Origin of the sequence: Streptomyces sp. NPDC126510 (assembly GCF_040302345.1) — a bacterium.
Taxonomy (GTDB): Bacteria; Actinomycetota; Actinomycetes; order Streptomycetales; family Streptomycetaceae; genus Streptomyces.
Map to the genome: position 1 here is coordinate 50,767 of NZ_JBEORR010000026.1, position 13,128 is coordinate 63,894.

Below are 13,128 nucleotides of genomic sequence, written 5' to 3' on the forward strand. Positions count from 1 at the left end.
AATGTGCGCATGACCCACGCCTCTGCGCCCTCCGACTCCGGCGCCCCGCAACGCTTCCCAGTCGTTGTCGTGGGCGCCGGTCCGGCGGGTCTGACCGTCGGGAACATCCTGCGGGCCGCGTCCGTCGACTGTCTGGTGCTGGAGACGGAGACCCGTGAGTTCATCGAACAGCGGCCCCGCGCCGGGGTGATCGAGGAATGGGCCGTCCGGGGCCTGGAGAAGCGGGGCCTCGCCAGGAACCTGCTGGACCGCGCGGAACTGCACACCGCGTGCGAGTTCCGCTTCGACGGGGAGCGCTACCGGTTCCCCTACGGCGAGCTGACGGGCAGTCACCACTTCGTCTACCCCCAGCCGTTGCTGGTGACGGACCTGGTGCGCGAGTACGCCGACGTCCGCGGCGGCGAGATGCGCTTCGGCGTCCGGGACGTGGAGCTGCACGACCTCGACAGCGACCGGCCGTCGGTGTCGTACATCTGCCCCGAGACGGGTGAACGCCGGGTGGTGCACTGCGACTTCGTCGCCGGGTGCGACGGGGCACGCGGAGCGACCCGTGCCTCGCTCCCTCCCGAGCGGGTGCGGATCGCACGGCACGACTACGGCGTCGGCTGGCTCGCCCTGCTCGCCGAGGCGCCGCCGTCCGCCGACCGCGTGCTGTTCGGCTGCCACCCGCGCGGGTTCGCCGGCCAGATGCCCCGCGGCCCGGAGGTGACCCGCTACTACCTCCAGTGCCCGCCGGGCGACACTCCGGACGACTGGCCGCACGAACGGGTCTGGTCGGAGCTTCAGCAGCGGCTGGGGGCGGCGGGCGTGCCCCCGCTGACCGAAGGACGGCTGATCGAGAAGCGCGTGCTGGACATGCACGACTACGTGGTCGAGCCGATGGTGCACGGCCGGCTGCACCTCGTCGGCGACGCGGCCCATCTGATCGCCCCCATCGCCGCCAAGGGCCTGAACCTCGCCCTGCACGGCGCCTTCCTGCTGGGCGACGCCCTGGTCACCCGGCTGGCCACCGGTGACGACAGCGGTCTGGCCGGCTACGAGCAGGCGTGCCTGCGGCGCGTGTGGGACTACCAGGAGTTCTCGCAGTGGCTGGCCGAGGTGTTCCACGGCACGGCGGCGGGCGATCCGTTCCGCGCGGGCACCGCGCTCGCCCGGCTGCGCCGCCTGTTCACCTCGCCCGCCGCGGCGGCCGCCTTCGCCGAGCAATACCTCGGGACGGCGGCGCGTTACTGAGTGGGCGTACGCGTCGGAACGGCGCCGCGGAGCGCGGGGACGCGTCGTGACGGCGCCGCGGAGGGCGCGTACTCGCCGAGACGCCCCACGGAGCGATCCGTGCTCGTCGGGGCCGCGGCGCCCCGCGGAGCGATCCCTGCCCGTCGGGGCCGCGGCGCGCTGCCGAGCGAGCCGTGCTCAGTCGTGCAGGGGGCGGTCGCTGAGCCGGTGGTCGGCCACGTTCAGTGCCTCGTCGACCAGCCTGCGCAGGTGGCCGTCGCGCAGCGAGTAGATCACCCGGCGGCCCTCCTTCCGCGTGTTCACCAGGCCCGCCAGACGCAGCCGCGCCAGGTGCTGGCTGACGGCCGGCCTGGCCGCCCCGCAGGCCTCCGTGAGCGTCGTGACGTCGGCCTCTCCCCCGGTCAGCGCGTGCAGCAGGGCGAGCCGGGTCCGGTCCCCCAGCAGGGCGAGGACCTCCGCGGCGAGGGCGAACTGCTCCTCGCCCGGACTGCGCGGATGCTCATCGTGCGCATGTGACAGGTGCATGCGTGCGCTCATACGCACATAATGGCGGCACGGCACGGGTACGTCCACTCCCGCGCGCACCGGAAGGGGATCCACGTGAGCGAACGGCACGAGCACACCCACACCCAGGACCACTCGCATGGGCACGACCACGGAACCGCCCACGGTCACGGCCACCGGCACTCGCTGCGCCACCGTATGGCCCACCTCTTCACCCCGCACTCCCACGAGACCGCCGACAAGGTCGACTCCGCCCTGGAGTCCTCGGCGCGCGGGATGCGGGCGCTGTGGGTCTCGCTCGCCGTGCTCGGCGTGACGGCGCTGGCCCAGGCGGTCGTCGTGGCTGTGTCGGGGTCGGTGGCCCTGCTCGGGGACACGGTGCACAACGCGGCGGACGCGCTGACCGCCGTCCCGCTCGGCATCGCCTTCGTGCTGGGCCGGCGCGCGGCCACGCGCCGTTTCACCTACGGCTACGGCCGCGCCGAGGACCTGGCCGGCCTCGTGATCGTGCTGACGATCGCGGCGTCCGCCGTCTTCGCGGGCTGGACGGCCATCGAGCGGCTGCTGGATCCGCGCCCGGTCGAGCACGTCCCGGCGGTCGCCGTGGCCGCTGTCGTCGGCTTCGCCGGAAACGAGTGGGTGGCCCGCTACCGCATCCGCGTCGGCCGCTCGATCGGCTCGGCCGCGCTGATCGCCGACGGCCTGCACGCCCGGACCGACGGCTTCACCTCCCTGGCCGTGCTGCTGGGCGCCGCAGGCTCGGCCCTGGGGTGGCAACTGGCGGATCCCATCGTCGGGCTGGCGATCACGGCGGCGATCGGCCTGATGCTGCGGGACGCGGCCCGGGAGGTGTTCCGCAGGGTGATGGACGCCGTCGACCCGGCCCTGGTGGACCGGGCCGAGCGGGCCCTGGCCGAGGTGCCCGGGGTGCGCGGGGTGGGTGAACTCCGGCTGCGCTGGATCGGCCACCGGCTGCGCGCCGAGGTGGCGGTCGTGGTGGACGGCGAGGCGACGGTGCGCGAGGCCCACCGCGTCGCAGTGGAGGCCGAGCACGCGCTGCTGCACGCCGTACCGCGCCTGACCGCGGCCCTGGTGCACGCGGATCCGGAGCCGGCCCCGGGCGAGAGCGACCCCCATCTCCCGCTGGCCCACCACATGGCGGCGTAGGCCGGCAGCCGTGTCGCCGGCTCAGGTCACAGGTGGCACCGAGACGGCCATGACCATCTCCATGGGGGCGTCACCGGTGTTGCCGTAGGTGTGCGGGACGTTCGCCTCGAAGTGGACGCTGGCACCCGCGGGCACGCGATGCTCGACGCCGTCGACGGTGAGGGTGAGTTCGCCCGCCGTGACGTGCAGCAGTTCGGTCGTGCCGGCGGGGTGCGGGTCCGACGGACTGCTCTCGCCGGGCATGAGCCGCCAGTCCCACATCTCCAGCGGGCCGGGTGCCTCGGTGCCCGCGAGGAGCCGGTTGTAGCTGCCGGCGTCGGTGTGCCACAGCCGTACGGCCTGCTCGGCGGGGACGATGCGGACGTTCGGGCCCTGCTCGTAGTCGAGCAGGGTGGTGATGCTGACGCCGAGCGCGTCGCCGATCTTGACGACGGTGCCGAGGCTGGGGTTGGTGCGGGCCTGCTCGATCTGGATGAGCATGCCGCGGCTGACGCCGGCCCGGGCGGCGAGCACGTCCAGGGTGAAGCCGCGCACCGCGCGCCAGTGCTTGACGCTCCGCGCCAGGGACTGGGTCAGCAGGTCGAGGTCCGACACATTCCGTCCAATATTTTGTATGACACAGTGCAGCAGGCTGCACTATGGTGTGGTTGACCTGATCGTTCACTGCACTGTACTGCGAGGTTCGTCCCATGACAGCGCTCTTCGCCCTGGCCACCAGCCTGCTGTGGGGGCTGGCCGACTTCGGAGGCGGCCTGCTGACCCGGCGCATGCCTGCCCTCACAGTGGTGGTGGTCTCGCAGTCGATCGCTGTGGTGGTGCTCGGCGCTGTCGTGGTCGCGACCGGCGGCTGGAGCGAGACGGGGCCGCAGCTGTGGTTCGCCGTGGCGGCCGGGCTGGTCGGGCCGGTGGCGATGCTCGCCTTCTACAAGGCGCTCGCGCTCGGCCCGATGGGCGTGGTCTCGCCGCTGGGCTCGATCGGTGTGGCGGTGCCGGTCGGGGTGGGGCTGATGCTGGGTGAACGCCCCGGCCTGCTGCAGTTCGTCGGCATCCTGGTGGCCGTCGCCGGTGTGTGCCTCGCGGGTGGCCCGCAGTTCCGTGGCGCCCCGGTCCAGCGCCAGGCCATCGTCCTGACCCTGCTCGCGGCGTTCGGCTTCGGCGCGGTGATGGCGCTGATCGCCGAGGCGTCGACGACGCTGACCGGCCTGTTCCTCGCCCTGTTCGTCCAGCGGGTGACGAACGTCGCCGCCGGCGGACTGGCCCTCTACGTCTCGGTGCGGCGCGGATCGCCCGCGCTCCCGGCGGACGGCTTCCCCTGGCGCTCCCTGCCCGCCCTCGCCTTCGTCGGCCTCGCGGACGTCGCCGCGAACGGCACGTACTCGATCGCCGCGCAGCACGGCCCGGTGACGGTGGCCGCCGTGCTGGCGTCTCTGTACCCGGTGGTGACGGCCGTGGCAGCGCGAGGCGTCCTCCGCGAACGACTGCGGGCTATACAGGCCGCGGGAGCCGGGCTCGCCCTGGTCGGGACGGTACTGCTGGCGTCGGGCTGAGCCCTTCGGTTCAGGAATCCGGCTCCAGCTTCGCGAGGTCGGGCGCCGTCTCCTCGTCCAGTTCGGCCAGCCGGGCCGCCGTCTCCTCGTCCAGGTCCGACAGCGCGCGGAGCTGCTCGGGGGTGACGCCCTCGGGTATCGGCACCGGCGCGGGGGTGCGCAGCGGTGGCTGCCAGCCGTCCGCGGGGGTCCAGCGGCGTACCACCCGGGCGGGCGCGCCGGCCACCACGGCGTGGTCGGGCACCGTGCCCCGCACGACCGCGCCCGCGGCCACCACCACGTTCCGTCCGATCCGGGCGCCCGGCAGGATCACCGCACCCGTGCCGATCCAGCAGCCCGGCCCGATCTCCACCGGTTCCATCCGCGGCCACTGCTTGCCGATCGGTTCGTGCGGGTCGTCGTAGGAGTGGTTCGTGGACGTGACGTAGACGTACGGACCGAAGTAGCAGTCGCTGCCGATCGTGACCGTCGTGTCCGCGATGACGTGGCTGCCGCGGCCCAGGACGACCCCGTCGCCGATGCGCAGGATCGGGTCCGGACCGAGGTCGAGGTCGGGCATCAGGCCCGCGGTGAGGGTGACTTGCTCGGCGATGATGCAGTGGGAACCGAGGTGGATCCAGGGTTCGCCGAAGACGGTGCCGAGCGGGAAGGCCAGTCTGGTACTCGTTCCCATCGCGCCGAAGCGGTAGCGGCCGGGGTGCTCGGCGGTGACGGAGCCCGTGCGCTGCATCCAGGCCCAGCCCGCGTGGACGGCGCGCTGTGTCAGGCCCCGCCGCCAGGATGAGAACGTGTTCTTGCGCTTCGGCACGACCTCACCGTACTCAGCGGTAGCTCCGCCCGCGGCGTCGGAGGCCTGTGATCTTCGCCCCACCGGGTGGCGTACGGTTTGCGCGTTGTCTACGACGTTCCTGGAGGCGGACATGGCGCAGCGGGCGATGATCACGGGGATAGGCGGCAGGGAGCCGGAGATCCATGAGACGGCGTTCGTGGCACCCACGGCGTCGGTGATCGGGAGCGTGACGCTGGGGGCGGGGGCGAGCGTCTGGTACGGGGCCGTGGTGCGCGGCGACGTCGAGGCGATCTCCGTCGGGGCGAGCAGCAACGTCCAGGACAACTGCACCCTGCACGCCGACCCGGGTTTTCCCGTGAGCGTCGGTGAGCGGGTGAGCATCGGGCACAACGCGGTGGTGCACGGGGCGACGGTCGAGGACGACTGTCTGATCGGCATGGGGGCGACGGTCCTGAACGGCGCCGTGATCGGGGCCGGTTCGCTCGTCGCGGCCCAAGCGCTGGTGCCGCAGGGGATGGTGGTGCCGGCCGGCTCGCTCGTCGCCGGGGTGCCGGCCAAGATCAAGCGGCCGTTGACGGAGGAGGAGAAGCAGGGCGTCACCCTCAACGGCACGATGTACGCCGAGTTGGCGAAGGCGCATCGTGAGGTGCATGCGTAGGCGGTTCGGCGGGCGCGGGTGGGTTGTGGCTGGTCGCGCCCACGCGGCGGAGCCGCAGATGGGCACAGTCCCGCGCCCCTTCGGGCGACTTACTCTGCCGCAGCCGCAGGTGCTGCCTTCTTCGCCCTGCGCTTGATCATCAGCATGGACGTGAGGCCCACGAGGACCGCCGCCACCAGGCCCAGCCACGAGAAGCGCTTCAGCCAGGACTCCGCGACGATGCCGACGTAGTAGATGACCGCCGTCGTGCCACCCGCCCAGACGATGCCGCCGAGGACGTTGGCGATGAGGAACTTCCAGTACGGCATGCGGAGCACACCGGCGAGGGGGCCCGCGAAGATGCGGAGCAGGGCGACGAAGCGGCCGAAGAAGACGGCCCACATGCCCCACTTCTCGAAGGAGCGCTCGGCGGTGGCGATGTGTCCTTCGCTGAAGTGCTTGGGGAACTTGCCGCCCAGCCAGGCCAGCAGGGGCCGCCCGCCCTTGCGGCCGATGGCGTAGCCGATCGAGTCGCCGATGATCGCGCCGGCCGTGGCGCTGGCGCCGAGGACGACAGGGTCGATCTCGCCGTTCTGGGACGCGAGCAGCGCCGAGGAGACGAGGATGATCTCGCCCGGCAGCGGGATACCCAGACTCTCCAGGCCGATGACCAGCCCGACCAGCGCGTATACGGCGACCGCGGGTACGGTTTCGAGCCACTCCTGGACGTGCAACGCCGGTTCCTTTCGCTGAGCTTCCCTGCGTGCCCGGGGAAGCCTACCGGCTTCTAGGACGTCCCTCGGGGCTCAGGCGTTCCAGCTCCACTCGGCCACCTCGGGCAGGTCGGTGCCGTGCTCACGGATCCAGGCGTGGTGGCGGCTGCGGGCGTCGGCCATCCGCTGGCGCACGGCCGTGGCGCGGACCGCGAGGCCGGGGACGCGGTCGATGACGTCCATGACCAGGCGGTAGCGGTCGAGGTCGTTGCGGACGACCATGTCGAACGGCGTGGTCGTGGTGCCGGCCTCCTTGTAGCCGCGCACGTGCAGGTGCTGGTGACCGGTGCGGCGGTAGGCGAGCCGGTGGATCAGCCACGGGTAGCCGTGGTAAGCGAAGATCACCGGCTTGTCGGTGGTGAACAGCCCGTCGTACTCGGCGTCGCTCATGCCGTGCGGGTGTTCGCCCTGGGGCAGCAGCCGGGCGAGGTCGACGACGTTGACGACCCGGACGGACAGGTCGGGCAGGTACCGGCGGAGCAGGTGGGCCGCGGCGAGGGTCTCCTGGGTGGGGACGTCACCGGCGCAGGCCAGGACGACATCGGGCTCGGCTCCGTCCTCCGTGCCCGCCCACTCCCAGATGCCGGCCCCCCGCGCGCAGTGGACCCTGGCCTCGTCCATCGACAGCCAGTCGAAGCAGGGCTGCTTGCCGGCCACGACGACATTGACGTAGTCGCGGCTGCGCAGGGCGTGGTCCGCCACCGACAGCAGGGTGTTGGCGTCCGGCGGGAGGTAGACGCGGACGACCTCGGGGCTCTTGTTGAGGACGTGGTCGACGAAGCCGGGGTCCTGGTGGGAGAAGCCGTTGTGGTCCTGCCGCCACACATGGGAGGTCAGCAGGTAGTTGAGGGAGGCGATGGGGGCCCGCCAGGGCAGCCTGCGCGAGGTGCGCAGCCACTTGATGTGCTGGTTGACCATGGAGTCGACGATGTGGACGAACGCCTCGTAGCAGGAGAAGAGCCCGTGCCGGCCGGTGAGCAGGTAGCCCTCCAGCCAGCCCTGGCAGAGGTGTTCGGAGAGCACCTCCATCACCCGTCCGTGCCGGTCGAGGTGCTCGTCCACGGGCAGGGTCCCGGCCTGCCAGGTCTTGCCGCTGGCGTCGTAGACGGCCTGGAGCCGGTTGGAGGCGGTCTCGTCCGGGCCGACCAGGCGGAAGTCACGGCGGTCGGCGGTGTCGCGCATGATCCGGGCGAGGAGGTCGCCGAGGACCCGGGTCGGCTCGTGCATCGTCGTGCCGGGCTTGTCGACGGGCACGGCGAAGTCGTCCAGGGACGGGATGGGCAGGTCGCGGACGAGCAGGCCGCCGTTGGCGTACGGGGTGGCGCCGAGACGCCTGGTGCCCTCGGGGACGCAGGCGAGGACGTCCGCGACCGGGCGGCCCTCGGCGTCGAACAGTTCCTCGGGCCGGTACGAGCGCAGCCAGGACTCCAGCTGCCTCAGGTGCTCCGGGTTGTCGCGGACGCCGGACAACGGCACCTGGTGGGCGCGCCACGTGCCCTCGACCGGTTCGCCGTCGACCTCGGCCGGGCCGGTCCAGCCCTTGGGGGTGCGCAGCACGATCACCGGCCAGCGCGGGCGCTCGGTCGCATCCTGCTCCCGGGCGGCGTGCTGTGCGGCGGCGATGCGGTCGAGCGCGGTGTCCATGGCCTCGGCCATGATGCGGTGGACGGTGGCCGGGTCCTCGCCGCCGACATGGATCGGCTCGTGGCCGTAGCCGCGCAGCAGCGCGTCGAGCTCCTCCTCGGGGAGGCGGGACAGCACGGTCGGGTTGGCGATCTTGTAGCCGTTGAGGTGCAGGATCGGCAGGACGGCACCGTCGTGGACGGGGTCGAGGAACTTGTTGGCGTGCCAGGACCCGGCGAGCGGCCCGGTCTCCGCCTCGCCGTCGCCGATCACGCAGGCCACGAGCAGGTCCGGGTTGTCGAGGGCGGCACCGTAGGCGTGGGCGAGGGAGTAGCCGAGTTCGCCGCCCTCGTGGATCGAGCCGGGCACCTCCGGGGCGACGTGGCTGGGCACGCCGCCGGGGAAGGAGAACTGCCGCATCAGCAGCTCCATGCCCTGCGCGTCCCGGGACGCGTCCGGGTACTTCTCGCTGTAGCTGCCCTCCAGCCAGGAGTTGGCGAGCACCGACGGACCTCCGTGGCCCGGGCCCCAGACGCACAGGGCGTCGAGCCCCCGGTTCTTGATCACCCGGTTGAGGTGGGTGTGGACGAGGTTCAGCCCGGGTGAGGTGCCCCAGTGGCCGAGCAGCCGCGGCTTGATGTGCTCGGGCCGCAGCGGCTCGGTGAGCAGGGGGTTCGCCAGCAGGTAGATCTGACCGGCCGCCAGGTAGTTGGCGGCTCGCCAGTGGGCGTCCAGCGTGCGCAGTTCCTCGTCGGTCGGCGTGGTCCTGCTGTCCTGGCGCGGGGCCTCCGGCATGGGTCACTCCCTGGGTTCTGCGGGCGGACTCAGGAGGAGTACCAGTTTGTTCCGGTTCGATGCCAGGCGCCTGTCGGCCATCCCGCACTCCCCGCGGGTTCCCACTGCCCGTCCTACCGCTCGACCCCGGCCGAGCCGCAGGAACGGCGACGGTGCCGTGAGCCACGTCGGCCGACCCCTGGGGCACCCGAGTGGGCGACTCCGGGCGGGTTTGGGCGGCCCGGGCGACCTCGGATTCCCCGGGTGGGCTCGAACCAAGCGAGCCCGGACGCCCCGAGCAGCCTCGGGAGCCCTCCCGGCGGGCCAACGTCCCGGGCCGGCCCGGACGCCCCGAGCGGCCTCGGACGGCCTCCGGCTCACCCGGGCATCCGAGCGGCCGGATTCCCGGCGCCCGGGGCGGCGCCGGTGCCGGGGCCTCCTGGGCCGAGGTCCCCGCTCGGACACCCCGGGGGGGGATCCCGTAGCGCTCTACGGCAAACGCACTGTGGAGTGCAGCGTCGTCACGGCGTCGGCGACGGTGGCCGGAGCGCGTCCGAGGACGCCGGAGCCTGTCTGCGGCGCGGACCCACCGGACTCGTCAGCCCCCACCCCGCCGGCCCCCGGCTCGGCTTCCCCGCAGCAGCCCACCTGCGCGAACCGCGTCCCGTACCGCTCCTGCGGCAGTTCCCCGGGCTTGGTGCGCGGCGGCGCGGGCCGCCGCCCGGGCGGTGCGTCGTCGTACGGCCGCTGCTCGCGCTCCCGGCGGCTCTCCCCCGGAGCGCCCTCCGCCCGCTTCTCCCGGGACTCCCCCGTCCCTCCGGGGACCGCGGCCGGTTCCAGTGCCCAGCGCTGCGCATCGGATCCGTCACGGCCGGCGACGATCACGTCCCGGCCCTTCCCGGGGGCGAGGGCCAGCCCCTTGCCGCCGCGCGGCAGAAGTTCACCGCGCACGGTCAGGTCGTAACGGACGACTCCCGCGTGAACGAGGCAGCCGGCCAGGGCGACCGAGCCCTCGGCGGTGTCGGAGCCGAGGCACAGCGTGGGGTCGGCGGCGCTGCGCAGGACGCCGTCGTCCTGGTACGACCACTGCTGGGACCCGCCCGCGGAGCAGGCGGTCAGCACGACGCGGGCGCCGGCGCGGGTACGGCCGCCGAGGACGTCGACGCACAGGCCTTCGTCGAGGTTGCGCAGCCGTCCCCGGGCCACTTCGGCGGCGGTGCCCGCGGAGGCGGCCGATGGGGAAGCGGCGGCCGAGGGTGCGGCGGAGTCCGGTCCGACGGACGAGGGCCCCGCGCCGTCCGGGTCGACGGAGTGGCCGCTTACCGCGCCCCAGGTGGCCTGCGGGCCGGCGGTGCCGCCCTCCTCGGTCCAGCCCCGGGCGGCGAGCAGGGTCGCGAGCAGTACGAGGGAGGTCACCCCGACGGCGGCGGCCAGCGCCTTCGCATGCCTCCTCGGCGCCCCGGGCCGGCCCTCCGCCGGCAGGGCACGGGGCCGGAGGCGGTGGCGTCCGCCGACGGCCAGGGCGCTCCGGCCCTCGACGCGACCCGGCCGTGATTCCAGGTAGCGGCGGGCTCCCCAGCCGAGCACCGTCTCGGTGAGCAGGTCTTCCAGACCGCCCTCGAAATGGCTGAGTTGTTCGGCGGCGTGGCGGCAGTAGCGGCATGCCATGAGATGCCGCTGGACATCGGGAAGCAGCGCCCCGCCGCGGCGCATGGGAACGTCCAGAAGGCGGTTGTAGTAGCGGCATTCCTGCGTCGGTGCGAGTTCCCGGTGGGCGCGTACGCATCCCGACCTGAATTGCTCGCGCGCCTGCTCCAGGGCGGCCGACGCGGTACCGGCGTCCACTCCCAGCAGACCGGCCGGTACGTATATGGGTTCGGCCTCGACGTCCGTGTGCCAGAGCAGGCATTGGGAAGCCCCCGGAAGAGTGCGGAAAGCGCGCTCCGCGAGGCGTCGCCTTTCGGGTGTCCCGGGCCGGGCAGCGCGCAGGCCGCGGGCGCCGACGGTTTTGCCGAGTTCCGGCAGCACGTGGGAAATACCGTCGTCGGCTGCCCACTCGCGGACCGTCTCCCGGACGGCGGTGAGCAGCCGCGGACGGAGGGCTCCGCCGCCCGGCCGGGCGAGTTCCCCGCGGAAGGCGGCGGCGGCCGCCATCGACGCGGAATCCTCGGAGGACGCCAGGCAGATCACGGCGTACTCGTAGACTGCGCGCCAGTGCCGGGCCAGCAACAGCGCGACGGCGCGCGGCCCTTCGGCGGGTTGGCCGACCCGGGCGAGGAGATTGCGGTCGGACTCCGCGGGTCCGGCTCCGGGTCGTGGCGCGTAAGGCGGGCGTGGGGGGGTGGGGGATTGCACGGAACCATTTCCTTCCAGCGGCAGAAGGCAGGCTAATTGCGCGTCCGTCGGAAAGCAGGTGTGTGATTGGTGCATACCTATGCCGCGTCAGCTGCGGACTCGACTGTGAGCCGGCTCACTTTCGCACATACGACTGACAGGTAACAAGGAGTTCGGATGACCCAAGTTCAAAACGTGGGGAATTCAGATATGTTACCGGCGGTATCCGCACCGACTTTCGAAAACGCGGGACGCCCGAGGTCGCAAGTTGTGCCCATTCGGAGGCGGTTGGTCACACAATCTCCCGCTCCACAGCGCGCTCCCATGTGGCTCTCGGCGCGCTCTCAGCTCCCCACGCCGGCATGAGCCGCATGATCGCCCCCACCCTTCCACCCCCGAGACCCTTCCGCCCCCGAGGCCCCCGCCCTCACCGTCCGCAAGGCGGTCGTCCCGGCCGCCGGCCTCGGCACCCGCTTCCTGCCCGCCACGAAGGCGACGCCCAAGGAGATGCTGCCGGTCGCCGGCAAGTCGGCCGTCCCGTACGTCGTCGAGGGGGCGGCAGCGGCGGGACTCGACGACGTTCCGATGATCACCGGCCGGCACAAGCGGGCCATCGAGGACCACTTCGACCACGCCCTGGAACCGGAGCAGGCCCGCACGGCCAAGGGCGACACCGTGCGGCTGGACGCGGTGCGCGATCCGGCGCGGCTGGCGAGCATCCACCACATCCGCCAGGGCGACCCGCTCGGCCTCGGCCACGCCGTGCTGTGCGCCCGCCGCCATTGTCGGCGGCCAGCCCTTCGCGGTCCTCCTGGGGGACGATCTGATCGACCCGCGCGAGACGGATGCGATCGAGAAGCCGACGGGGCGTCAGGCGCCTCGCCGCTACGCCGTCATCGGCCGCTACGTCCTCGACCCGGCCGTCTTCCCCGTCCTGGAGCGCACGCCGCCGGGCCCGGGCGGCGATATCCAGCTGACCGGCGCCCTGCGGGATATGGCCTCGGACGGCACGGTGCACGCAGTGGTCTTCAAGGGCCTGCGCCACGACACGGGCGACGAGGCCGACCAGCTGCGCACGGTGGTCAGGACGGCCTGCGAACGGTCCGACCTGGGAACGAGTTCGTGGCGTGGCTCCGGGTGTTCCTCGGGGAGCTGGACGGCGGGCCCCCAAGGCACCGTGACGCGGCGGCCTGACCCGCGCCGGCTCCCGGCCGGGGCCGGCGCGCACGCGACCGCCTGATCAGCTGTTGGGCCGCAGAGTCCACACCACGGTCATCTCGCCGGTCACGGCGCCGTCGGCCCGCTGGATGGCGATGGCCACCGGGAACTCGGGTCGCTCACCGGCGTCCAGCTGCGCGACGACATCGGCGGCCGGGCGGCCCAGGGTGGCCGTGGCCGTGACGGCGCCCATCGCCAGCTTCTTGTAGGAGATCTCGGCGCTGACGGCGAGCGGCACGGCGCGCGAGAGCTGGTCCCCGAACGCGGCCAGCACGATCGCCCCGCTCGCGGACTCGCCGAGCGTGAACATCGCGCCGGCGTGCGGGCCACCCACGTGGTTGTGGTACTCGCCCTGGTCCGGCAGCGACACCACCGCACGGTCCGGCGAGGTCTCCAGGAACTGGAGGTTCAGGGTCCGGGCCATGGGCACCGTGGCGGCGAGCATCTCGCCGATGGACATCTGGTCTGCGCTCATGCCCGAATGTTACTCACGAGTAGAGACGCCTGGCCAGGCCGGTGTGACGACCG

The 13,128-nt window shown here is 72.8% G+C and carries 11 protein-coding genes and 1 pseudogene; 5 read left to right on the forward strand and 7 right to left on the reverse strand.

The annotated features are described in order from the left end of the window. The first annotated feature begins 9 nt into the window (after nucleotides 1-9). On the forward strand, nucleotides 10-1,233 hold the full coding sequence (locus tag ABTX60_RS31050; RefSeq protein WP_352100332.1) for a 4-hydroxybenzoate 3-monooxygenase: 1,224 nt from the start codon (nucleotides 10-12) through the stop codon (nucleotides 1,231-1,233). Between the two features lie 177 nt (nucleotides 1,234-1,410). Here the strand turns inward: ABTX60_RS31050 and ABTX60_RS31055 are convergent, their stop codons facing one another. Continuing rightward, nucleotides 1,411-1,770, reverse strand: a complete 360-nt coding sequence (locus ABTX60_RS31055) for an ArsR/SmtB family transcription factor (RefSeq protein ID WP_352100333.1) — start codon at nucleotides 1,768-1,770, stop codon at nucleotides 1,411-1,413. A gap of 63 nt (nucleotides 1,771-1,833) precedes the next feature. On the opposite strand from ABTX60_RS31055, the gene ABTX60_RS31060 reads away from it, so the two are divergent. Then, complete coding sequence (locus ABTX60_RS31060; protein WP_352100334.1) at nucleotides 1,834-2,904, forward strand: cation diffusion facilitator family transporter; 1,071 nt, start codon at nucleotides 1,834-1,836, stop codon at nucleotides 2,902-2,904. A gap of 21 nt (nucleotides 2,905-2,925) precedes the next feature. Here ABTX60_RS31060 and ABTX60_RS31065 read toward each other — a convergent pair whose 3' ends face one another. Continuing rightward, entirely contained in the window at nucleotides 2,926-3,498 is a 573-nt protein-coding gene (locus ABTX60_RS31065; protein ID WP_104781916.1) for an XRE family transcriptional regulator, read from the reverse strand. A gap of 95 nt (nucleotides 3,499-3,593) precedes the next feature. On the opposite strand from ABTX60_RS31065, the gene ABTX60_RS31070 reads away from it, so the two are divergent. Continuing rightward, entirely contained in the window at nucleotides 3,594-4,451 is an 858-nt protein-coding gene (locus ABTX60_RS31070; RefSeq protein ID WP_352100335.1) for an EamA family transporter, read from the forward strand. 10 nt (nucleotides 4,452-4,461) lie between these two features. On the opposite strand, the gene ABTX60_RS31075 is transcribed toward ABTX60_RS31070, so the two are convergent. Further along, nucleotides 4,462-5,259, reverse strand: coding sequence for an acyltransferase (locus ABTX60_RS31075; protein ID WP_352100336.1), 798 nt, complete (start codon nucleotides 5,257-5,259; stop codon nucleotides 4,462-4,464). Between the two features lie 112 nt (nucleotides 5,260-5,371). Here ABTX60_RS31075 and ABTX60_RS31080 point away from each other — a divergent pair, with 112 nt between their 5' ends. Then, nucleotides 5,372-5,899 (forward strand): gamma carbonic anhydrase family protein, encoded by a 528-nt coding sequence (locus ABTX60_RS31080; protein WP_352100399.1) that lies wholly within the window; start codon nucleotides 5,372-5,374, stop codon nucleotides 5,897-5,899. Nucleotides 5,900-5,988: 89 nt separating this feature from the next. Here ABTX60_RS31080 and ABTX60_RS31085 read toward each other — a convergent pair whose 3' ends face one another. The 3 genes from ABTX60_RS31085 to ABTX60_RS31095 all read right to left on the reverse strand — a co-directional run bounded on the left by ABTX60_RS31085 (nucleotide 5,989) and on the right by ABTX60_RS31095 (nucleotide 11,403). Next, nucleotides 5,989-6,612, reverse strand: a complete 624-nt coding sequence (locus ABTX60_RS31085) for a DedA family protein (protein WP_352100337.1) — start codon at nucleotides 6,610-6,612, stop codon at nucleotides 5,989-5,991. Nucleotides 6,613-6,684: 72 nt separating this feature from the next. Continuing rightward, on the reverse strand, nucleotides 6,685-9,069 hold the full coding sequence (locus tag ABTX60_RS31090; RefSeq protein ID WP_352100338.1) for a phosphoketolase family protein: 2,385 nt from the start codon (nucleotides 9,067-9,069) through the stop codon (nucleotides 6,685-6,687). 468 nt (nucleotides 9,070-9,537) lie between these two features. Then, nucleotides 9,538-11,403, reverse strand: coding sequence for an RICIN domain-containing protein (locus ABTX60_RS31095; RefSeq protein WP_352100339.1), 1,866 nt, complete (start codon nucleotides 11,401-11,403; stop codon nucleotides 9,538-9,540). A 456-nt stretch (nucleotides 11,404-11,859) separates the two neighbouring features. On the opposite strand from ABTX60_RS31095, the pseudogene ABTX60_RS31100 reads away from it, so the two are divergent. Further along, nucleotides 11,860-12,576, forward strand: a pseudogene (locus tag ABTX60_RS31100) (UTP--glucose-1-phosphate uridylyltransferase). A gap of 46 nt (nucleotides 12,577-12,622) precedes the next feature. On the opposite strand, the gene ABTX60_RS31105 reads toward ABTX60_RS31100, so the two are convergent. Beyond that, nucleotides 12,623-13,075 (reverse strand): DUF4442 domain-containing protein, encoded by a 453-nt coding sequence (locus tag ABTX60_RS31105; protein WP_352100340.1) that lies wholly within the window; start codon nucleotides 13,073-13,075, stop codon nucleotides 12,623-12,625. Nucleotides 13,076-13,128: the final 53 nt, after the last annotated feature.

Coding starts and splice junctions, on each gene's coding strand:
- ABTX60_RS31050 (WP_352100332.1), top strand. CDS start 10: ATGACCCACGCCTCTGCGCCCTCCGACTCCGGCGCCCCGCAACGCTTC.
- ABTX60_RS31055 (WP_352100333.1), bottom strand. CDS start 1,770: ATGAGCGCACGCATGCACCTGTCACATGCGCACGATGAGCATCCGCGC.
- ABTX60_RS31070 (WP_352100335.1), top strand. CDS start 3,594: ATGACAGCGCTCTTCGCCCTGGCCACCAGCCTGCTGTGGGGGCTGGCC.
- ABTX60_RS31080 (WP_352100399.1), top strand. CDS start 5,372: ATGGCGCAGCGGGCGATGATCACGGGGATAGGCGGCAGGGAGCCGGAG.
- ABTX60_RS31090 (WP_352100338.1), bottom strand. CDS start 9,069: ATGCCGGAGGCCCCGCGCCAGGACAGCAGGACCACGCCGACCGACGAG.
- ABTX60_RS31105 (WP_352100340.1), bottom strand. CDS start 13,075: ATGAGCGCAGACCAGATGTCCATCGGCGAGATGCTCGCCGCCACGGTG.